At 60.2% G+C, this 20,380-nt stretch carries 19 protein-coding genes and 2 pseudogenes; 16 read left to right on the top strand and 5 right to left on the bottom strand.

Translation table 11 applies throughout. The annotated features are described in order from the left end of the window. The first annotated feature begins 153 nt into the window (after positions 1–153). The 9 genes from ACZYHG_RS36950 to ACZYHG_RS36910 all read left to right on the top strand — a co-directional run bounded on the left by ACZYHG_RS36950 (position 154) and on the right by ACZYHG_RS36910 (position 9,603). A complete protein-coding gene (locus tag ACZYHG_RS36950; RefSeq protein ID WP_464615385.1) occupies positions 154–2,469 on the top strand; it encodes an AAA family ATPase in 2,316 nt (771 codons plus the stop codon). 114 nt (positions 2,470–2,583) lie between these two features. After that, entirely contained in the window at positions 2,584–3,510 is a 927-nt protein-coding gene (locus ACZYHG_RS36945; protein WP_464615384.1) for an HNH endonuclease family protein, read from the top strand. Positions 3,511–3,747: 237 nt separating this feature from the next. After that, complete coding sequence (locus ACZYHG_RS36940; protein ID WP_464615383.1) at positions 3,748–4,146, top strand: hypothetical protein; 399 nt, start codon at positions 3,748–3,750, stop codon at positions 4,144–4,146. Further along, on the top strand, positions 4,143–5,153 hold the full coding sequence (locus tag ACZYHG_RS36935; RefSeq protein WP_464615382.1) for a hypothetical protein: 1,011 nt from the start codon (positions 4,143–4,145) through the stop codon (positions 5,151–5,153). Before ACZYHG_RS36940 ends, ACZYHG_RS36935 begins: the two co-directional genes overlap by 4 nt. Before the next feature lie 62 nt (positions 5,154–5,215). Further along, positions 5,216–5,854 (top strand): DUF2026 family protein, encoded by a 639-nt coding sequence (locus ACZYHG_RS36930; protein ID WP_464615381.1) that lies wholly within the window; start codon positions 5,216–5,218, stop codon positions 5,852–5,854. Positions 5,855–6,062: 208 nt separating this feature from the next. Beyond that, positions 6,063–6,629, top strand: a complete 567-nt coding sequence (locus ACZYHG_RS36925) for a hypothetical protein (protein WP_464615533.1) — start codon at positions 6,063–6,065, stop codon at positions 6,627–6,629. 23 nt (positions 6,630–6,652) lie between these two features. Next, positions 6,653–7,321, top strand: coding sequence for a hypothetical protein (locus tag ACZYHG_RS36920; RefSeq protein WP_464615524.1), 669 nt, complete (start codon positions 6,653–6,655; stop codon positions 7,319–7,321). Positions 7,322–7,811: 490 nt separating this feature from the next. Beyond that, positions 7,812–8,090: a hypothetical protein gene (locus ACZYHG_RS36915; RefSeq protein ID WP_464615523.1), complete on the top strand. Its 279-nt coding sequence runs from the start codon at positions 7,812–7,814 to the stop codon at positions 8,088–8,090. A 418-nt stretch (positions 8,091–8,508) separates the two neighbouring features. Next, positions 8,509–9,603 carry an IS1595 family transposase gene (locus tag ACZYHG_RS36910; protein WP_464615134.1) on the top strand — a complete coding sequence of 365 codons (1,095 nt, stop codon included), beginning with the start codon at positions 8,509–8,511 and terminating at the stop codon, positions 9,601–9,603. A gap of 50 nt (positions 9,604–9,653) precedes the next feature. On the opposite strand, the gene ACZYHG_RS36905 is transcribed toward ACZYHG_RS36910, so the two are convergent. Both ACZYHG_RS36905 and ACZYHG_RS36900 read right to left on the bottom strand, forming a co-directional pair. Beyond that, positions 9,654–9,884, bottom strand: coding sequence for a DUF6880 family protein (locus tag ACZYHG_RS36905; RefSeq protein WP_464615522.1), 231 nt, complete (start codon positions 9,882–9,884; stop codon positions 9,654–9,656). Between the two features lie 130 nt (positions 9,885–10,014). Then, a pseudogene (locus ACZYHG_RS36900) lies at positions 10,015–10,705 on the bottom strand (IS6 family transposase); the annotation flags it as partial. A gap of 155 nt (positions 10,706–10,860) precedes the next feature. Here ACZYHG_RS36900 and ACZYHG_RS36895 point away from each other — a divergent pair. From ACZYHG_RS36895 to ACZYHG_RS36885, 3 genes and pseudogenes are all read left to right on the top strand, one after another. After that, complete coding sequence (locus ACZYHG_RS36895; RefSeq protein WP_464615532.1) at positions 10,861–11,151, top strand: porin; 291 nt, start codon at positions 10,861–10,863, stop codon at positions 11,149–11,151. Positions 11,152–11,703: 552 nt separating this feature from the next. Beyond that, positions 11,704–12,687: an IS5 family transposase gene (locus ACZYHG_RS36890; RefSeq protein WP_464615521.1), complete on the top strand. Its 984-nt coding sequence runs from the start codon at positions 11,704–11,706 to the stop codon at positions 12,685–12,687. Between the two features lie 55 nt (positions 12,688–12,742). Beyond that, positions 12,743–13,075, top strand: a pseudogene (locus ACZYHG_RS36885) (transposase); the annotation flags it as partial. A gap of 475 nt (positions 13,076–13,550) precedes the next feature. On the opposite strand, the gene ACZYHG_RS36880 reads toward ACZYHG_RS36885, so the two are convergent. Genes ACZYHG_RS36880 through ACZYHG_RS36870 form a run of 3 tightly spaced genes read right to left on the bottom strand, consistent with a single transcriptional unit; the run spans position 13,551 to position 16,378 of the window. After that, positions 13,551–14,939 (bottom strand): FAD-dependent oxidoreductase, encoded by a 1,389-nt coding sequence (locus tag ACZYHG_RS36880; protein WP_464615520.1) that lies wholly within the window; start codon positions 14,937–14,939, stop codon positions 13,551–13,553. 52 nt (positions 14,940–14,991) lie between these two features. Next, positions 14,992–15,249 (bottom strand): (2Fe-2S)-binding protein, encoded by a 258-nt coding sequence (locus ACZYHG_RS36875; RefSeq protein ID WP_464615519.1) that lies wholly within the window; start codon positions 15,247–15,249, stop codon positions 14,992–14,994. Then, a complete protein-coding gene (locus ACZYHG_RS36870; protein ID WP_464615518.1) occupies positions 15,233–16,378 on the bottom strand; it encodes an NAD(P)/FAD-dependent oxidoreductase in 1,146 nt (381 codons plus the stop codon). The genes ACZYHG_RS36875 and ACZYHG_RS36870 overlap by 17 nt, the downstream gene beginning before the upstream one ends. A 228-nt stretch (positions 16,379–16,606) precedes the next feature. On the opposite strand from ACZYHG_RS36870, the gene ACZYHG_RS36865 reads away from it, so the two are divergent. The 4 genes from ACZYHG_RS36865 (at position 16,607) to ACZYHG_RS36850 (ending at position 20,359) form a co-directional block, all read left to right on the top strand. After that, entirely contained in the window at positions 16,607–16,975 is a 369-nt protein-coding gene (locus ACZYHG_RS36865) for a Rid family hydrolase (protein WP_464615517.1), read from the top strand. A 433-nt stretch (positions 16,976–17,408) separates the two neighbouring features. Further along, positions 17,409–18,317 (top strand): phosphoenolpyruvate mutase, encoded by a 909-nt coding sequence (aepX, locus tag ACZYHG_RS36860; RefSeq protein WP_464615516.1) that lies wholly within the window; start codon positions 17,409–17,411, stop codon positions 18,315–18,317. Positions 18,318–18,347: 30 nt separating this feature from the next. After that, a complete protein-coding gene (locus ACZYHG_RS36855; protein WP_464615531.1) occupies positions 18,348–19,583 on the top strand; it encodes an aminotransferase class I/II-fold pyridoxal phosphate-dependent enzyme in 1,236 nt (411 codons plus the stop codon). Continuing rightward, positions 19,580–20,359, top strand: coding sequence for a phosphocholine cytidylyltransferase family protein (locus tag ACZYHG_RS36850; RefSeq protein ID WP_464615515.1), 780 nt, complete (start codon positions 19,580–19,582; stop codon positions 20,357–20,359). The genes ACZYHG_RS36855 and ACZYHG_RS36850 overlap by 4 nt, the downstream gene beginning before the upstream one ends. Positions 20,360–20,380: the final 21 nt, after the last annotated feature.

The raw sequence follows: 20,380 nt of genomic DNA, 5'->3' as shown, positions 1-20,380 counted from the left end.
GCTAGCATAGCCAAACTTGGCGTGGCCGCCAACCCGGCAATCGCGGAGATGAGTCGGAATCGGAATCTTGTCTACGATGTATTTCTCGAGCGATCGCCTATAGTGCCGATGCTCGCGGTACTTCCTCGTGCGGCGGGTACGGAGGGGACTTCAATGCTCGATATCAACCGGCATAACGAACCGGTGCCCGCTTGCTTGTCGGATAGCCGATCCGCGCGCGGGCGCGATGCATTGCGATCGGCTTTCGCAACGACAACCGAGATCAGTTCGCAGACCCGTTTCAGTATGAAGGGCCTGACGGTAGACGATCCCGAGCTCCAAGCATCGCTAGAGCGGCTGTTTCATGGCCACTGCGCGTTTTGCGAGTGCGCGGTTCCGACCCAGCCTTATCGATTTCGTCCGACCGAAGAAGCCGGCCCGACAACCGACGCGCATACCGATTATGGTGATCGCGCGCACCTTTACTACACTTGGCTCGCCAATTCCTGGGACAATATCTATCCGATCTGTGCGGGCTGCATGCCCCTGGAACCTTCGGTTTTCCCGGTACGCGGAAAACGCTGCCCGCTTCCCGATCGCCGCGACATCGAACTCTACGCCGAACAGCCGACCGGCACCTGGCGCGTGCCGCCAACGGACAAACCCATTTTGCTCGATCCAGCCGGCGGTGAGGATTTTCGCAAGCGTTTGCTTGTCCTTCCCGATGGGCGAATGTTCGGGATCGACGAACGCGGGCGCTTCAGCGTGCGCCATTTCAACCTTGACCGCCCGGATGTCGAAGCGTCCCGGCGCAAGGCGCTACGTAGCTATTTCAAGCGATTGGCCAACAATACCGCCAAGGGCACCGAAGGTCTTTTCGACTTTGATCAGTTACTGCACGGTGGCAGCTGGTTCCTTTTGCTTTATCAGCTCGCCCGCAAGCTGGGCGGCGGCGGCGGCGCCCGTCCGGCACTCTCGAGCAAGCGCATCGAATCCTACTACCGCACCCGCATGAGGCGCCCCAATTTCGGCGAGAATCTCCAGGCCGCACACGATACGCTCGAAGAAGATATCGACGCGCTGCTGACTGCCGAACCGAATAAAGTCGTCGCGCCATCGATCACCGCCGCACGGCCGGTCCGCTTCACAATCGAGAACTTCAAAAGCATCGAAGGCCTGACCGTCCCCCTGCCGACACCACCGCCCCCAGGTAACGATATCAAAGCGCTAAAAGCAAATGCGCTGATAATCCTCGGGGAAAATGCCACCGGCAAGAGCTCAATCTTAGAAGCGATTGCTCTCGCCCTGGCATCCGACACGGCGCGCCGCGGACTCTCGCGCGAAGCATCACAATTCATGCTCGGCCCGCGATTTCTTGGTGGCAAGGGGCCGAACCGCAAAGGCCGGGTCGAAGTCGCCTATGAGGATGGCCGTACCGAGATATTGCGGGTGGAACCAAGCTGGCCGCGAGGCAAGCGTGAGGAAATAGAACCACCCCGAATTCCCGTGTTCGCCTATGGCGCCTTTCGCTTCTTCTTGCGAAGCGACAAGCGACGGCTTGAGAGCACCAGCATCTTGTCGTTGTTCGACCCGGCCTATGTACTACCCAATCCAGAGCGCTGGCTCGCCTCGTTACATGGCAAACCTCAGTTCACCGAAGTCGTCCGCGCCCTCCGCTCGATCCTGGCTGTCGATCAGGAATTCGATGTCATCGCGCCCGACGACGATGGCGAATTCTGCTTGTCCATCGCGACCGAATTGATGGATGGCAGTACCTCAAGCATCCAAACGCCGTTGATCGCGGTTTCCTCGGGTTTCCGCGCCGTGCTGGCCATGGCCTGCGACATTATGCGCGGCCTGCTTGATATACAGGGTTCGCATAGTCCGTCGCTTGCGCGGGCACGGGGCATCGTATTGATCGATGAAGTCGAGGCGCATCTCCATCCGCGCTGGAAAATGCGGATCATGTCGGGGCTGCGCCAGTCCTTGCCCAATGTGACGTTCATAGTGACGACCCACGATCCGCTGTGCCTGCGCGGAATGGCATCGCATGAAGTGTTGGCGCTGCGCAGGATCCGGCGCCGCGACCCCGAACCGGGTGCCCTGCCCGAAGTCGTGGAACCGCTCGCCGAACTGCCCGTAATCGATATGCTGACCGTCGAGCAATTGCTTACCTCGGACCTGTTCGACCTGTTCTCAACCGATGCCGCCGACATGGAGGAGAGCCTCGCGCAAACCGGCGATCTGCTCGCGCTTGAGCAGGCAGGTCGGTTGCACCCGGACGCCGCCGAGAAGCTGGCAACCCTGCGTGCCAAACTCCAGCGTCAGATCATCCATGCCTTGCCCGTCGGTTCGACGCGCGTCGAAAGACTCATTCAAGACGCGGTAGAAAGCTATCTGTGCAAACGCCGCGATACGTCGGCTGACGGCTTGCAGGCACTCAACGACGCGACGAAAACCAGCATCGTCACCGCGCTGGAGCGGCTTTGACCGATGCGCGCTGTCAAACGCGATGCGATCAATGGACCAGCAAGCTTGCTCGATGGCAATAGCAATGGCGCACGCGAACTTGGCCGCGCGCGAACCCATTTCGCTACCGCTCCCTTGCCCGAAAAGGCGTTTTCCTTCGGAGCATATAAAGGGGACGATGTCCGCCACGCACTCGAAGCGCTGTTCCACGGAAAATGCGCCTATTGCGAGACTCGCTACGATGTCGGGGCGCCAGTCGACATCGAGCATTTCCGTCCCAAGGGCGAAGTCGCGGACCTGTCCGGGCATCTCGGCTATTGGTGGCTGGCTGCGGATTGGGAAAATCTGTTGCCAAGCTGCATCGACTGTAACCGCCGTCGCTACCAACCGACGCCCGAGACGCTGACCAGCCAGACCGGCATTCTCGAGCGGCAACGCCAGCGCGGCTTCCGCTCGATTTTGACGGGTAAGGACAGTTGTTTCCCTGTCTCGGGAGTCCGGATGGCAACCGAACCCCCGCAAGGCCAATTAGCCAGCGCAATTACCATGGAGCGCGCGCTGTTGCTCAATCCGTGCGCCGACATTCCATCCGAGCATTTGCAGTTCCATATCGACCGCGCCAACCCACTCGGACTTGTGTTCGCGATACCGGAACCTGGTGAAGCACCAGCCGCCCTCCCCACCCTTTCTGAAAAGGCGCTGGACATAGAGCAGGGAGCGCGCGCAGCCGGAATCAGTCCGCGTGGCGCCGTCTCCATCCAAATCTACGGGCTCAATCGGCTGAGCCTGGTGCAAGAGCGCACACGCGTCTTGCGGCGCCTCGAACTGCTTGGAGATATTGTCGTACGCGTATCAGCGGCGGCGGATGCATTGGAAGCGCTTGCCTTGGCAAAGCTGGAGCAACAGCCGATCCGAGACAAGGCTATTGCCAGTCTGCGTGCTGTCATAGAGCGCACGATCGCGGAAATCGGCACGATGGCTGCTCCGGACGCGCCCTATTCGACGATGGTGTCGAGTTGGATCCAACAGTTCAAGCGCGACATGGCAACGCCAGCGCCTTGAGCGCGACTCAAGAAAATCGAGCGAGCGCGGTTCAAATGCCGTCCGCAGGCGGCGCGCCATCTACTAATCGGCTGCGCCCTTGCCCTTTCCTTAAGAAGCCCAGAACCGCGCCGATATCGTCCACTACGCGGTTGATGACCCGGATTTCAATCCGGCGCTGAAATCCAAACTTGATCTGACAGCCTATCTGAAGCAGGCCTCAGCTGAAACCCGATACAGGCAAAAAAAGGAGAATGGATGCGCAAAATCCCGCAATGGGAGTTTGATTTTTACGCCTTGTCGCTTCCGCGCGGCCACGACTTCGGTGCCGAACCGCCGGTTGCGGCCTGGGGCGGTCCGGACGGTCGCAATTGCGGTATCGTCACACATGACGCTACCGCCGACGCGTTCAATGCCATTCTGATGCGACGCCGGGTGGACTCGGTCTGGACCGTCACTCGTAGGAAAGCGGCTTCGCAACTATCGACGCCGCGCGTGACGCTTTGGAGCCCTGTCTCGTTGAAGGTCAGCCGCCGGAGCCGATGCCGGCCGGCGCCATCTGCCGTCCTCCGCTATTCGATCTGGCCGGACGGCAGCCAAGCGAGGTGTTTCGATTGCTTGCCACAACGGCGCGTCGGCCCGCCGGGTGGTCGTTGAACCAGCTTTATCTCGCCATGCCGAAGCCTGACCGCAACTGGGCTAGTGACTGCCAGACCACCAATTTTCACACGCGCCTATGGGAAGCGCACCTTCTCGCGTGGTTTCGGGAGCAAGGACTGCTTGTCGAACAGCCGTTTGAATCGCCGGATTTCCATATTGCGAATCGTCTGGGCGAGGAGGCCTGGGTCGAGGCCGTCACCGCCAATCCGCAGGTGCCATACAATCATGTTAACGCGCCCTTCGCGGATGTGCCCACCGAAAGAGAAGAGATATTCTTCGGCACGGCCGCACTACGATTCGCCAAAACCATCGGAAATAAGCTTGAACGACGATACGATCAGCTTCCTCATGTCATTGGAAAACCGTTCATCCTGGCAGTCGCGGATTTTCATGTATCCGGTTCGATGATGTGGAGCCGCGAAGGCTTGATTGGCTATTTGCAGGGCACAGGCGCAACTGTCGCCGAGGTGGACGGTCGAAAACAAGCTGTGCCAATGCCGGCTGAGTACCTGCTCGGGCCAACGCAGTTCCCGGCGGGGCTGTTCGCCAATGATCGCCACGCCGAACTGTCGGCTGTCATCTTTTCCAATGCCTGCTCGATCTCGAAGCTCAATCGGGTCGCAATCTCGGGCGGCGGTGCGCCTGAGGGTTATCGCTACACAAGACTGGGACATTTCTTCGACCGAATGCCCGGCTCCCTGCGGGGTATACCGTTCTGCCTCGACGTCACCGGCGACGAGTATCGAGGGCTCTGGCCGCACGGCTATGAGCCGTGGACGGCGGAGATTGAGGTTTTTCATAATCCCTTCGCGCGCCATCGAGTCTCCTTCGATTTGCTGCCTGAAGCGCAACATTGGTTCGAAGAGAAGGGTGAATGGTTGTGCAGCTCAGTTTATGAGACGTCGATCTTATGGTCGCAAACTCTAATCACGAGCGCGAATAAGCCGGCACCAACCCTGCAAGATCTAATAGCCGAGGATCCTGTCCATTTCGAATCCGACTAGACACCGGTGACGACACAGATTTTGCCAAGTGTGATTTATGATCGTCGAAAAACTGAGGTTTCATGGGTAAGTTCCTTCTGCCGCTTAGCGAATACAACCGCATCTATCAGGTGACCCATGGCGTGCTTCAGGGCGTGCCAGAGGCGACCGCCGAGAGAGCATGCCTCTTCTTTGCGGCCGTCGGCGGCTATATTCTCAACCAGTGCTATAAAATCAGAGCGCGGATCGTAGGTGGTGCGTTCTGCTTTTGCTTGGGTGACGGCGGCGGCGAGGTTGCCACCTTCGGGAAATTGGAGGATGGGCAGCTGGTGTCCGGGCCCGATGCATTCCACGTGTGGCTCCAGACCGACACTCATATTATTGACTTCATGGCTCCAATCTATCGAGAGGCATTTGCTGATTTCCCGAAATCAGCCGACCTGCCTCGCAAGATGATGCAACGGCGCCTGGATGAAGAAGCTCCCGACCTCGATGCCTTGGTTCACACCGGCGATTTTCGGTATTATCCGGATCCGGCTCTGACGGACAAATTGCTCGACGGTTTTCTCGCTAAGCGGTTCAACGAGGATCTGATCAACGTTGCGATGGCCTGGTACGGAAAACGACGCGCGAAACAGATGCCGACCTGCGCGATGCAAGACGAGAAGGGTCGGGTAACCCGGCTGTCGCTTGCGGCGACGGTCGCCATCGGCTCTTGGTAATCGGGCAGTGTCGGACCGGAGCATGAATGCTTGGCGTGCGCCGCCAGGCGTCTGCGTCCGCTGTCCGGGGACTGTGGACAACGCTGAAAGAACGCGGATGCGCAACTTGCGCTGGCAAGACCAACCCGTTTTGCAGTCGTGATCGTTGACAGGAAGGGCTGCGCAGTGCTTAGTGTCCTCTGTCCGAGGACAGAGGACGGCACTCATGATGAAGGGCCAGGATATTGTCGTCCTGCTCAAGCTGGCGAGCTTGGAGGATGACGCAAAGGATATGAGCCATGACTCTCGGCCGGTCGGGTTGGCCGCAGGCGTGGATCCCTATTCCGTGCGCGCTCTCGAGGCCGCACTCAGAATCAGCAAAACGGAGATCGGCGCTTCGCTCAAGCGCAGCATCGCGTCGGGCCTCGCGATCAAGGACAGGAAGACGGGCCGGCCCAAACCGAGCCGGCGCCATCTGCGGGAGTTCATCATACACGGTCTGAAATTCGTCTTTCCGGCGAAACCTGGCGCCATGCAGCGCGGATTGCCGACGGCGTTCGCGGCACCCGTGCTGCGTGAATCTCTGCACAGTGCCGGCAGTCTCATCTACGTCTGGCCCTACGCGCGCGCAAAAGAAATGGGTCAATCGGTCGCTCCGCTGTTCAAAAGCGTGCCGGAGGCCTGCGAGACAGATAGCCGGCTCTACGCCTATCTCGCCCTCATCGACGCAATTCGCATCGGCAATCAGCGCGAAAGCAAGCACGCCGCCGACCTGCTCGTCCAGAGGCTGGGATGACGGTCCAGGGTCAGTTGAAGGCAATGTTGAAGGCCGTCGCCGAGGCGCTCGGCGACGAGCTGCGCGCGCGCCTGGTCTTCGTCGGCGGCTGCACGACAGCGCTCTACATTACCGACCCCGTCGTTCTCGAAGGCGTGAGGGCTACTGACGATGTCGACCTGATCGTCGATCTCGCGGGTTTCGCCGAATGGACCGAACTGATGGAGCGCTTGCGCGCACGCGGCTTCACCGAGGCGGCTGACGACTCCATCATTTGCCGCATGAAGCTCGGCGAGCTGAAGGTCGACTTCATGCCAGACGACGAGGCGATCCTGGGTTTCAGCAATCGCTGGTACGCAAAGGGGATCGAGACGGCTGTACCAGAACAACTGGAGGAGGCACTTGAGATTCGGCGCCTCACGCCGCAGCTGTTCGTGGCGACTAAGTTGGAGGCGTACCGCGGACGTGGTGAAGGCGATCTCATCGGCAGCCGCGATGCCGAGGACGTTCTCCTTCTCGTCGATGGGCGGGAAGAGATCGTCGAGGAAGTCGCGAGCAGCGAGCCGGAGATCCGGGAGTATATCGCCGAACAGATTGCGGCGCTGCTTGACGATCCGAACTTCGACCATTTCCTGGAGGGCAACATCCGCGGACCGGCGGGCCGTGTCGACATCGTTTACGACCGGCTGGTTGCGATCAGCACATTGGCATGACCTTGCAAATCCGGTGGCACTGTTGGCAAGGCACGCGGACGGCCGACAACCGAGACCATGCAGGAATCGGCATTCGCGGCGATGCCGTCTTGGCCATGGTTCTCGATGGATCGACATCGGGTTCGGCCAGCGGCGATTTTACGCGCGAGATTGCGCGCCGCATGGTCGACTGGTTCGTAGCCGGTGCTGAAGTGGTAACTCCCGACGCTCTGATCGCGCAGCTTCGGATGCTACACGCCGCGCTCGCGATGGACTTTCGCTCAGATTCGGCCAGCTACGTCTTTGTCCACCTTAAAGCGACGAGCCCAGCGCTGGTGCTGCATGCAGGCGATTGCCTGCTAGGCCGACGTGAGGAGGATGGACGGATCGCATGGCTGATGCAGCCCCATATCCTCGTTGCATGGTGTGAAGCCGATCCCACAATTCGCTATCCCGTTGCCGCCGCGACCATCACGTTGTTCCGCAGGCCGGAGGAAAAAACGCCGTTGCAATGGACCCCTGCGGCGCGCGGCTGGTGCTGGAGAAAGCACCTGACCCGGTACAGGTCCTGGCCGAATTTCTGCGGCGGTTCCGGCCACGGATGTGGAGTGGCTCGCGCGCCGCGATCATCGAGTCGAACGCGCGCATGCTGGATGATCTCGATTTTGGCGGCGACGCCGCCGCGATCAGCTTTGTCGAACGAGCAAAGAAGGGCCTCACGGAGGCGGTTGCCGAGGAACAGCGGTGGGAGACACAGCGCGACCGCGGCCGGGACGAGCGTTTCGAATAGCGACCCTGGGATCGCCAGCAAGAACGAATATGACGCGGCTGACCAGGGCGGACCAGGATCGGCGTCGGAGAAATCATCAAGATGGCCTCAGCCACTGCCAGCAGTCGGCGATGATGCCATCGACCCGATATGCGCTTGTGCGTCCACTTAAACGGTTCTCCATTTTTTGGATGGCTCCCGCTTGGGAACTTCGGGCACCGCCGTGGCAATCGAGGCGGTTGTCATGGACCGACCGGGCCTCACGCCCAGCAGAGCGATGTCGAAGGGATATCGGCGACTACGCTCCTGAGTGTACGTTCCAGGGGTCGGAACAAGAACCGTTCCCGCAGACACGCGGCCTTTATCAACCAAAGACCGCAATATCCTTGTGACCTATGGCCTTTCATGCGATTCTTCGGGCTGGTCTAAGGAGGTGAGAATGCCTGAAATACTTGCAGCGCTTTCCAACATTCGGACTGTTGAAGAAATGATCGCGGCCTTCCGGGATGAGCAGCATTGCCGTCGGTTGCTGGAAAGCATGGTGTGGCCGGATGGCCGGATCTGCCCCGCCTGCGGATACAAACGCTCGATTGCGCTTGCCGGTCGCGATACCGGCAAGCGTCGCGCCCGACCGGGTCTTTATCAATGTTCCAGCGGCGATTGCCGGTTCCAGTTCACGGTGACGACACACACGCCTCTGCACTCCACGAAGCTTCCCTTGCGTGTTTGGCTGAAGGCCATGTGGCTGTTACTGCAATCCGACAAGGGCTTGTCGTCGGTGCGCCTGGCCGAGGCGCTCGGGGTGAGCCAGCCAACGGCCTGGCGGATGGGACATGCACTGCGTCTCATGGTGGCGCGGGAGAACATGCTCGCCGGCACGGTGGAGATCGACCATTTCCATCTCGGTGGAAGGCCCAGAAAGAATCCCGACGACCCGCCTCCGGGCCGCGGCCGGAAAGGCCAGGCGAATACGGACAAAACGCCAGTCATGGCAATGGTGCGGCGCCCGAGTGACGTCATGCCTGGCACTCTGGCCGGTGACGCGCGTGCCGCGGTCGTGACCAGTCTCTCGGCGCGAGCAAGCGAACGCGTCATTGAAGCGCAGATCGAATTGGGAGCTCATTTGATGAGCGACGAGTGGAAGGCATTCATGGCCATTGGTAAGAGCTTTGCCAAGCATGAGACAGTGAAGCATTCCAGCGGTGAGTATGTGCGCGACGCCGTCCACGTCAATTCGGTGGAGGGCTTCAACTCCCGCGTCCGCCGTACCATCGCCGGCGTTTTTCATCATATCAGCCCGCAGCATGCCGACCTGTATTTCCACGAGGTCGGCTTCCGATGGTCGCAGCGCGTCGTCACAGGAAACGTCATTCGCAAAACCCGGCATGGCCGGGAGAGCGTGCGAACCTTGTGGTCGCGCGTGCCGCCTGCGCTGCAATTGACGAATGTTTTTCGCACCGCCACGGGTCGTCAGATGCGCCGAAGCCCGGATGGCGGCATCATCATCAAATCAGCCGTAGCTGTCTTTGGTTGATAAAGGCCCTGTTCAAAAGCGACAGCCAACCGAACAAAAGAAGAACACATTTATCTCTTTGTCGAGAACTCCCGCACACCGCCCCCAGAAGCCTTCCTTGCGTCGATGCTTGTCCTGTAGCGATGCCAGGAAGGCGGCATGGTCCCCAAGATTGGATTGGCGTAGCCCGGAATTGCACTGTGCAGCGATTGGCACTCCGCGAGATGGCGGGCGGCATGACGGTATCGGGTCGACTTTGCGCGGTCCAACGTGTCACTGATCATAGCGCGTCGCAGCAGCACGGCGGCGAGTGGATAGGCTCCTTCGAGGGCACGTGCGGCTGGATCCAACAGATAATGGGGCGTTGTCACGTTGTTTGAAATGTGGCCGCGTGAGGCCGACACCGCGCTTTTCAGGCAGGCCGTGCACTGCACTCACGGCTTCCCACGCGGCCATTGCCTGGCGTCGATGGGTTCGAATTTGTGCTGCGGAGCGGTTGGTCTGGGATGGGACGAAGAGATTTCGGACGGCGGAGAAGATCGACACGAAATGCTGCAATGAGCCGACCGACCGGAAACCCTGTCGCGTTCGTTCCCGTTTTCGGAACGGCAGGTGAGAATTCTCCATCCGGTTGTTCAAGCCTTTATGCGAGCGGTGTTCCACGTTCGGCATGAGCTGGCGTTGGGCCGCCCCGTAGGAGCGCAGTTTGTCGGTGATCATACGCTTTGGCGGCAGACCCTGCTTCTTCAGAAGTCGCGTCAGCAGGCGCCCGGCGGCCTTGGTGTTGCGACGCGTCTGGAACAATCTCGTCGAGCACATATCCGTCCTGATCAACCGCTCTCCACAACCAGCACTTCTGACCATTGATGCGCACCGCGACTTCATCCAGGTGCCAGACATCATCTTTCGTCGGCGACTTGCGGCGTATGCGGCGCGCATAATCAGGGCCGTGCTTTCGGCACCATCGGCCGATGGTCTCGTAGGAAACGACGATCCCGCGATCGAGCAGCATTTCCTCGACATCGCGCAGGCTCAGATTGAAGCGGAAGTAGAGCCAGACAGCACGGGCCACGATTTCGATCCGATAGCGGTGGTTCTTGTAGGTCGGTGCACTCACGGTCATGGGCGCGCTGCTACCTCAATTTCCTTACCCCTCAATCAATGTGACAGCACCGCCGGCAAGGTTCGCTTGGACGTGAAGCCGATGGACAATCTGTCACTGTTCATCATGGGCGGCTACGGCACCGACGACAACCTCAACGATGATGCGGCAACGCTATCGACGCCCACGGCCGGGGTTTCTACAAGCAGTGGAGCGGCAACTGGGCAGTCTGGGGCGGCGGCACCTACACCATCAACGAGAAGACTTCCTTCAACGCCCAACTCTCCTATGACGAAGGCAAGAACGTCGGCGTTGCAGCGAACATCGCCTATGAAATCGTCAAGGGCCTCAAGGTCACGGCCGAAGTCGACTATCTGCATGTCGGCGAAGACACCGTCACCAACTGGACCAAAGCCGACAAGGAAAACAGCATCGGCGGTATCCTCCGCTTCCAGCGTTCGTTCTGATCGATACTACGATCTCGACGGAAAGGCCCGCAGCGCGTCGCTGCGGGCCTCTTTGTTGGGCGGGCGGCGCCACAGTGGGCGTCTTCGGCGGCCGCATCGAGCAGACGAATGCAGGTCAGCAAACGCTCTTCGTCATATCCTGTAAGTACCGGAGACGTCGGCGCCTCGTCGGCGGCGTGACGTCTGCCGGCGCCGGTCTGCGCCTCTTGGACGAGCCCTTTATCGATACCAGGTCGGAGATGTCGGATCTGATATTGTTCCTTGTCGGGCGGGCAGCCAAATGGCAACGGCGCAGATCCTGGAAAACACGTCGAATGGGCGCGCCGCGCGAAGGTCAGGGGCGTCAAGTTCGGCCGCTAGCCCAAGCTCTCACAGCAACAGCGGCGAGAGGCGTTGGCGCGGCTGGCCGCCGGGGAGGTGAGGTTGCCCATAGCTACAATGTCAGCAATAGCACGATTTCGCGGCTGCATCCGTAGAGCGTTGGTGCATGGATCCTTTGTCAACGGTTTGGCGATAGGCAGGCAGGATCGAAATCAGCTTGATGCGAGAGCCATGCCGTACAAACACAACGCAGATCGTCGTCATCACGTCGGAAAGATGAAATTCAGGGTGACGAATTGGCGTGACTACGAAGCAGGTCTGCGCCGGCGTGGTAGCCTGACCTTATGGGTAACGCCGGAGGCACTGGCGGGATGGCGCGCTCCGCGACGCAAGACCCGCGGCGGCCAAGCCCGGTATTCCGATCTCGCCATTGAGACAGCGCTGACGCTGGGTTGCGTCTTGGCAATGCGGCTGCGCCAGACCGAGGGATTGCTCCACTCGCTGCTGGATCTCATGGGGCTGAAAGTCCCAGTTCCAGATCATACGACGCTGAGCCGTCGGGCACAGAAGTGGGAGCCATCAGCCCGACGAAACCCGCCGCTGCCGGACGGCCCGCTGCATGTGCTTGTCGATAGCACGGGATTGAAAGTCTACGGCGCCGGGCAATGGCTGGAGCAGAAACATGGCGCCAGATCACGTCGCAACTGGCGCAAGCTGCATCTGGCAGTGGATACCAAAAGGGGCGCGATCATTGCCCAAAGGCTGACAGATCAGGACACGGATGATCCTTCCCAGGTGGCACCGCTGCTCGATCAGATCGACGGCGAGATCGACCAGTTCACAGCCGACGGAGCCTATGACGGCAAGCCAACCTATCGGTCTATCCTGCAGCACAGCGCAACCGCGAACATCGTCATTCCACCGCGTTCCACGGCGGTGGAAAGCGGTGATGCCGGACCGCTTGGTCAAAGGGACAAGCACATTGCCGCAATCGCAAGCGACGGTCGGCTGAAATGGCAGGCAGCCTCCGGCTACGGCAAGCGGGCGCTGAGCGAAACAGCCATCGGACGATACAAGGGGCTGATCGGACGGCGCCTGCGAGCACGCTCTCTTCCGGCTCAACAGACCGAGGTTGCCATCGGTTGCATCGTTCTCAACCGCATGCTGGCATGGGCACGCTCGGAGTCTATCCGGCGTCAAGTCACGCAGGCATAACCAACTACATTAATGATCGAAATGCGTTCGATTTCATATCCGCGCACCAACGCCGATCGAGAGCCGCCGCAAGGCGTTCCTGCGCAAATGGCGGCTCAAGTGCCGGGCGGTGGCCGACAGCCTGGAGGAGGCCGGCGAGCGTCTCTTCGCCTTCACCCGGCTGCCGCCGAGCCAATGGAAAAGCGCCAGAACAACAAACGCGAATGAGCGTCTGCATGAGGAGTTCAAGCGGCGCATCAAGACCCAGACCGTTCTGCCTTCGGCCGAAACCGCGGCAATGTTGTTCTGGGCGTTGATGGCGTCCGGTCAAATCTCGATGCGAAAGATCGACGGCTGGCAGACGCTTCCTACGAAGCCACTCGATCAGCAGATTGACCTCGCCGCATGAGCCGATAATCTTAACCTACCGGAGGCTGCTCCGCCGAATTCCAACACGACCCGCTACGGCACCTTTTCGGCACCGTCGCGTCCGACATTCCAGGGGAACCGTGTCCTTTCTGGCCGAGCAACTCGGCGTCAGTCGGGATGATCTTTTAGGCTACGACTTTTCGGGGCGTTCGGGACGGCGCCATTGCGCGGAGATTCTGCGCCATCTCGGCTATCGGCCACGAGGCTTGCCATGCCCAAGCGCGCTCTTGTTGTCATTGTGCTAAACGACTTTCTCGATCAGTGGGCCGCCGACAAAATCGATAGACTTGTTCAGAATACCAATCGGCTGGTGAGCGCCTTCAGACGCTCAGACCTCCCTGTGATCTTGGTATGGCGGGAGTTTCGCCCGGATCTCAGCGACGCCTTTCTTGAGATACGCAATAAGAGTATTGCCGTCACAATCGAGGCCACAAGAGGTGCCCAGGACCGTGTTTTTAGTCGCGGCAGTGCTTCGTCGAGGCGAGTTGCCCGAGTGTCAAAGGACGAAGCGGCGGGCGCCCGGTCGCAGGTTCAACGCTGCCGAATTCGGCACCCAGTTGTCCGCTCAAGATCGCGGATGTTGCCGTCGAGCACATCTGGCCCCGGCAGGGGCCCATGCCCGCACGGGTATGCGCTTTGAGCCGCCGCATGCCCGAAGCACCGTTTGCGATCGCGGCTTCGATTTCGTGTCCCATGACCTCCTCGCAACGGCAGACCATCGCTTCGGCGCTCGGTCGCAGGAAACCCGCGGGTGGCCGATAAACTACGTCCACGAATGCCCTCGCGCGGGCAAGCCTACTGTGTTTCGTCCTGAGATCATGAGCGAGCCTATCTCTTATGGCTTCCGGTATCGCCCCCCGCTGAGATGCGATCTTTAAAACACTCAGCCGGCCGGACAGTACGGCCGCGTCTGCGCCAAAGATGCCACCTCCATCGCCGGCCACCATCAAGTTCGGGATCGATGTTTCCTGCCAGGCATTGGTCGCCGGCTGCCAGCATAGTTGGCGGTCGTTCCACATGTGGTCGGCCCTGACCAATCGTGTGATCTGGGTATTGGGGATGACGCCGAAATGCATGAGGACGACATCGCACTCCAGGGCCGTGGTACGTCGACCGATCGTATATTCAATGCCTCTCACGCGGTCTTCTCCGAGAATTCTTGCACCTTGCAGCGAGGCGGCAGCGTTGATTCCGATCGTGCAGCCGAGCAGTTTCAATCCCTCCAGCAGAACCTTCGGTGCCAGAAATGCGCTCGGAAGATTAGGCGTCGCTCGAAGGAAATCGACGAGAGTCGTCGTCTGGAGCAGCGCGACGATGTCGGCTCCCGCGTCCAAAAGCTGCTTTGCCGCAAGAAGGAGGAGCGGCCCGCATCCCAACAGCGCAACGCGCCCCTTGGGAATGCGTCCAGACTCCTTCAGCATTAGCTGGGCGGCGCCCGCAGTCATCACGCCAGGCAGCGTCCAACCGGGTATCGGCACAGGTCTCTCAAGGGCGCCGGTCGCAACGACGATGGCTTCAGGCCGTACGGAAACGCTGCTGCCTTGGTGCAAATAGCTAACCTCGAATGGATCGGCTGCCACGTCCCAGACCGACGCCTGCGCCAAATAAGTGAGGCCGCTTTCCTGAAAACGCCTTGCGATCAATGCTCCGTGGGCTTCGTCCTTATCCAGGGCACCTCCGCTTCCCGTTGCCCGTCGCTCCGCCATTTCGATCGCGCGAAACCTCTGCCCCCCGGGGGCAGGTTGTTCGTCGAGGACCAGCACGGACAGCCCGAACTCGGCCGCTTCGATTGCCGCGGCCATGCCGGCGGGACCGGCGCCGATGACGACGACATCCAGGCTCATCTCTCCAGCCCCCTCGGGTCGAGCGACCGAAGTCCGTTTTGCCTGCGAATGGTCATGTTTTCCCGCACGGGCACCAGCAGGCGCGTTGATTTGGAAGGCCGTCTATTTCCACAAGACACTCGAAACAGACGCCCATCAGGCAGTACGGACCACGACGGCGCCCGCTCACGGGGCTGGTGCCGGTATAGCCCGGATTGGCGGCGAGAAGGGCTGTGGCGACGGTCTCTCCTTCCCGGGCGGAAATGGCATGCCCTTCGAACTCCAAATTTATGGGAAAGACTTGGTCGGTCGCATCATGCCGGTTGTTCATCGCGCAACCTTTCCATTCCGAACGGCTCGAGAAGCCCGTCCCTTATACCCTCCATGATCCACTGCGGCAGGAGACGCGCGTGCAGAGCCGATAGAGTGATTCCGCTGTGGCACGAGACGACGAAGGCCCCCGGCTGCTCGCGCGATTCCTGATAGATCGGATAACCGTCCTGCGTACGTGGCCTGAGTGCCGCCCAGCACCGGTTGATTTGCACGGATCGCAGCAAGGGCAGTCTCTCGACCGCGCCTTTCGCCAGCGCCTTCAGGATTTCGACCGTGGTGCGGTCGTCGCAACCGGCATATTCGCTTGAGCTGCCGATCATCACCGTGCCTTCAACATTCTGTCGCAAGAAGCCGCTGATCGGGTACTTGAACACCTTGTCGATCCGTTCGGTCACGATGATCTGGCCGCGTTCCGGACGGACTTTCACCCGAAGCCCGACCTGTTCGGCGAGAGGCGGGATGCCTAGGCCAGCTGCAATTACCACTTTTGGAGCCGAGAACTGGCCCGCCGATGTCGTCACGGAAAAAGTTGCAGCGTCGCGGGTAACACGATCGACAATATGACCGGAGAGATAATGCCCGCCGCTAACAAGGTAGGCCCGGAGGAGGCTGGAATAGAATTTCAGGGGGTCGACGAAGCCGTCCAGCGGACTGAAGGACCCCCCACTTACGGGCTCTCCCAGACCGACATGGCCCAACAACTCGTCAACGCTTTCTCTGTCGAGAATCTCGTTCAGGTATTCGGCTCCCGCTCGCCGCGAAAACTCTTCAATGTGTCTTCTCTGTTCGTCGAATTCCCGCTCTCCCAGAGACAAATAAACCTTGCCCCGGGCGTCGAAATGCGGATCGATACCGGAACATTCTCGAATCTCCTCCGCAAACAAGGGCCATAACTTCCCCGACGTCAGAGAAAGGCGGAAATAGGGAATATTGTTGACCCCCTTGTTCGAGATGGAGATCATTCCGAAATTTCCGCGTGAGGCGCTGAAATCGGCATCGTTGCCGTCAAGTATAGCGACGCTCAGTTGGCTCCTGGCGAGGCCATAGCCAATGCACAGACCGACAATACCGCCGCCCACGATGACGGCGTCGTAAGTTCGGGAGCTTTTCGCTCGGTTCATGTCCATATGGCGGCTCCACGACTGCGGAAGGCGTTGTATGTATCAGGAGAATCGGCTTTGAAGTTGTCCGCCGTCAACCCGTTAAGGGAACAACGCGCAGCGGAGTGGTCTTGCGTGACCATGGGCGGCTCGCGTCAGGATGATCGGCCGCTGCCTCGGAAATCAAGCACCGTTCTTGAGCAAGAAATTTATTGTTAGGTTTATCATTTTCGGAACATCGAAAGGGAGCGCGGGATGAACAGTTCGTTTCCGATAGAGCGTGCGCCGGGGGTCGCTCCCGGACGCAGCTCGGGATCCGCAGTCGGCAACCTCGTCTGGGCTGTTGCGACCTCCGACGACAAGAGCCTGGGCCTGAAAGGGCAAATCGAAGCGACTTTCAGCAAGATCGAGCTCGTTCTAGCGCATTTTCGGACCGACAAGCGCTACCTGATTTCGGTGAATGTCTTGCTGTCGGACCTCGAGCAGAAGAAAAAGTTCGATGCCGAGTGGAGGGCGTGGGTCGGCGATAACCCGGACCATTGGCCCCAACGCTGCTGCGTCCAAGCGGTCCTGTCGGCCGGGACGCTGGTCGAAATCACGGTGGTCGCTGCCCGCCCGTCGTGACCGGCTATCTCAGGACGCGCTTTTCGCTGATCTTTGCGGCTTCCATGTCCTGGAGACGGAAAATCTCTTCGACAGAGACAATGTCTTTGCTTGCGTGGACATCGGACAGCGCGGATAGCAGTCGAATGACGCGTGAATTCCGCTTCCCGCGGAGGAATTCTGTCCGCCATCCCTGGGGAATACGGTGGGCGACCGACACTACCGCCGGGTTTGTCGAGTGAGCGACACGGGCTGTTCGGTTTGGCTCCTGCTGGCTCCTGCTCCCACCATCATTCAAGTCATTGAATAATATCGAGAACCCTTTTTCTGAGGCTTTTCCTGCGCAGTTGGCACGACTTTTGAAAGCTTCATTCTAGAAAGGCGGCAGGAGCTGCCGAGCGACTTCATGTTGTGGTTGATATCGCGATCGATGGAACGAAGGGAGGAAAGCAGCATGTCAGATCCGCGTCGGGTGTCTACGCTTCGTGAGCTCATTGGCACCCGTGACAGACCGTCATTCCTTATGGAAGCCCATAACGCGCTCTCCGCGGCGATCGTGCAGCGGGCCGGTTTCAAGGCGCTTTGGGCGTCCGGCCTCTCAATCTCCTCCAGCCTCGGCTACCGCGATGCGAACGAGGCCTCTTGGACCCAGGTTGTCGAGGTGGTGGAACGGATGGCGGACGCGGCGGAAATTCCAATCCTCGTCGACGGAGACAGCGGATTCGGCAATTTCAACAATGCCCGTCTGGTCGCTCGCAAGCTGCGGCAGCACGGTGCGAGCGGCGTTTGCCTCGAAGACACCGCGTTCCCGAAGATGAACTCCTTCGTCGGCGACCGCCATCCGCTGGCGGAGATCGGCGAGTTCTGCGGTCGCCTTAAGGCCGTCAAGGACCAGGTTCCGGATCCGGAATTCGTTCTCGTCGCTCGAATCGAGGCGCTGATCGCCGGATACGGTCAGCACGAGGCGCTTGCACGAGCGCACGCCTATGCGGAAGCCGGCGCCGATGCGATTCTCATCCATTCGCGCAAATCCGATCCCAGCGAGATCTTGGCATTTGCTCGACTCTGGCGGAACCGCCTCCCCGTCGTGATCGTGCCAACGAAATACTACCGCACACCGGTCGCCGAATATCGCGCCGCAGGCATTTCGACCGTGATCTGGGCCAACCACAACATGCGCGCCGCAATCTCGGCAATGCGTCACGTGTGCGACCGCATCATTCAGGAAGAAAGCATTGCCGGTATCGAAGATGAGGTGGCGACGCTCGACGAGCTGTTCGAATTGATGAACTACGGCGAGCTCTCAGCGGCAGAAGAGAAATACCTTCCGCGGGCAGCGGACGGCCAGGGACAGCCGCGGTAAGCGGCTTTGCCGAAAAAGATGGAAACGCGCATGTTGGCGTCACGGACAAACTTGTTCAAATCGTCGGGGACCGCGGCCGCCCGCGCCGCGGCGAAGGCTGCCGCCGATGCTGGGATGGAGATTGTTGATCTCACGGCCGGCGAGATCTGGAGCGATCTGGCACCAACGATCCGGGACGGAGCGATCGAGGCGATTCGACAAGGCCTGAACCGCTACACTGACACGATCGGCTTGACGGAGTTGCGCGAGGCGCTGGCACGGAAGGTATCGGTCGAGACGGGGCAGCTCTGGCGGGCCGACGAGATCGCCGTGACGAACGGCGCCAAGCAGGCTCTTTTCAACGTGGCGATGACACTGATCAATCCCGGCGACCAAGTCATCATTCCCGCACCCTACTGGACGACATTCCCAGCGCAGGTCCAGATCGCCGGCGGCACCCCAGTCCATATCGACACGCGAGGAAACGGCTGCGTTCCACGGATCGACGACATCCAACGCGTCATCACGCCGCTGACCCGGGCCATCGTCGTCAACACGCCCGCCAACCCCACCGGCGCTGTGTACGACGCGAAGACCCTTGCGGGCATCGCCCAACTCGCGATGGATCGGGACCTCTGGATCATCTTCGATGAATGTTACTGCCCCTTCACCCATGATGGCCATCGGCATCATCCGGTCGTGTCGCTCGTCCCGGAGGTCCGGGCTCGGACGGTGATCGTCAATGCCTTCTCCAAAAGCTTGGCCCTCACCGGCTGGCGCATCGGGTATCTCGCTGCGCCGAAGGAACTGATCTCGGCTGTCAAGGCGCTGCAGTCGCACACGACATCGAACCCGAATGTCGTCGCCCAGCACGCCGTGCTGCACCACCTCCGTGAGGGAGATGGCGCCTTTGAAGCCCGGCTCAAGGGTCAATTGACGGCGGCGCGGCAGGTTGGGCTTTCCGCCCTATCCGGGCTGCAGCGCGTGCCTATACCTGAAGCACAGGGCGGGTTCTATTTCTATCTCGATCTGTCCGGCCTGTTGCGGCCGATGCTCGCCAATGATGACCCCAGGACCGCCGACGACATCGTGACCGCGCTGCTCGCGCAGGCCGGCGTGGCCGGCGTGTCAGGCACTGCCTTCGGCGATCCCATGGGGCTCAGGCTCTCCTATGGCATTCCGCCGGGGCAACTCGAGGCGGGCCTCGAGCGTGTGGTCGGCGTCCTTAACGGCTGGAACCGAAGGAATCGTCGCAACAACCAAGATAAAAGGGACTTAGACCGATGACTGCAATTGCTCCGAGAAAGGCGGTGATTCTTGCCGCCGGGTTTGGCTCGCGCCTGCATCCGCTCACCAATCTGCGGCCGAAGCCGCTGGTCGAAATCAATGGCACGCCGATCCTTCACAACGCCTTGCAGAACCTCGAGGCAGTCGGCGTGCGGGAGGTGACGATCGTCGTCGGCTATCGCAAAGACGCGATCCAACATTCCTGCGGCCGACGCTTCGGCGATCTCGGCATCGACTATATCGAGTCTGACGTCTTCGACCGGACGGGCAGTGCCTACTCGCTATGGCTGGCGCGCGATGCGCTCTTGGCCGGGGACACCTATCTGCTCGAAGGCGACGTGTTTTTCGAGCTGGATGCGCTTCGCTACCTGACGCTGGGCGATGCGGACAATGTCGCTGCCGTCGCGCCGTTCAGCCCGACGATGGAAGGTTCTGCCGTGGTCCTGACGAACAACGGCTACATCGCCGAAGTGCGGATGAAGCAGACGGCAGCGAACCTTAATGATGGTTCGCCGCCTCTCTTCAAAATGGTGAACCTGATCCGCTTTTCCGGAGAAGATCTGCGTCGGACGATCGTTCCGCATCTCAATCACATCATCAACGCCGGAGCCGTCAAATCCTACACCGAAGAGCTTCTGTCGAACCTGGTGCGCGAGAAAGGGTTGCAGATCGCGGCCGCCCGGTGCGACGGCCTCAAATGGTACGAGATCGACAACGAGGCGGACCTGCGTTTCGCCGAAGCCATGTTCATGACGGCACGGGATCTCGCCTGCTGACCACCAAGTCTGGGAGAGTGT

The sequence above is a fragment of the Mesorhizobium subarcticum genome (genome assembly GCF_055456085.1).
Note: the sequence above shows the minus strand (reverse complement) of the source record. Positions and strands in the feature narration are given on the sequence as shown.

Bases quoted from the DNA above. Each gene is read 5' to 3' on its own strand.
- ACZYHG_RS36870 (WP_464615518.1), bottom strand. From the start codon at position 16,378: ATGGACATGAACCGAGCGAAAAGCTCCCGAACTTACGACGCCGTCATC.
- ACZYHG_RS36930 (WP_464615381.1), top strand. From the start codon at position 5,216: ATGGGTAAGTTCCTTCTGCCGCTTAGCGAATACAACCGCATCTATCAG.
- aepX (WP_464615516.1), top strand. From the start codon at position 17,409: ATGTCAGATCCGCGTCGGGTGTCTACGCTTCGTGAGCTCATTGGCACC.
- ACZYHG_RS36950 (WP_464615385.1), top strand. From the start codon at position 154: ATGCTCGATATCAACCGGCATAACGAACCGGTGCCCGCTTGCTTGTCG.
- ACZYHG_RS36855 (WP_464615531.1), top strand. From the start codon at position 18,348: ATGTTGGCGTCACGGACAAACTTGTTCAAATCGTCGGGGACCGCGGCC.
- ACZYHG_RS36920 (WP_464615524.1), top strand. From the start codon at position 6,653: ATGTTGAAGGCCGTCGCCGAGGCGCTCGGCGACGAGCTGCGCGCGCGC.
- ACZYHG_RS36865 (WP_464615517.1), top strand. From the start codon at position 16,607: ATGAACAGTTCGTTTCCGATAGAGCGTGCGCCGGGGGTCGCTCCCGGA.
- ACZYHG_RS36875 (WP_464615519.1), bottom strand. From the start codon at position 15,249: ATGAACAACCGGCATGATGCGACCGACCAAGTCTTTCCCATAAATTTG.
- ACZYHG_RS36940 (WP_464615383.1), top strand. From the start codon at position 3,748: ATGCGCAAAATCCCGCAATGGGAGTTTGATTTTTACGCCTTGTCGCTT.
- ACZYHG_RS36880 (WP_464615520.1), bottom strand. From the start codon at position 14,939: ATGAGCCTGGATGTCGTCGTCATCGGCGCCGGTCCCGCCGGCATGGCC.
- ACZYHG_RS36910 (WP_464615134.1), top strand. From the start codon at position 8,509: ATGCCTGAAATACTTGCAGCGCTTTCCAACATTCGGACTGTTGAAGAA.
- ACZYHG_RS36925 (WP_464615533.1), top strand. From the start codon at position 6,063: ATGAAGGGCCAGGATATTGTCGTCCTGCTCAAGCTGGCGAGCTTGGAG.
- ACZYHG_RS36915 (WP_464615523.1), top strand. From the start codon at position 7,812: ATGGACCCCTGCGGCGCGCGGCTGGTGCTGGAGAAAGCACCTGACCCG.
- ACZYHG_RS36890 (WP_464615521.1), top strand. From the start codon at position 11,704: ATGCCGTACAAACACAACGCAGATCGTCGTCATCACGTCGGAAAGATG.
- ACZYHG_RS36850 (WP_464615515.1), top strand. From the start codon at position 19,580: ATGACTGCAATTGCTCCGAGAAAGGCGGTGATTCTTGCCGCCGGGTTT.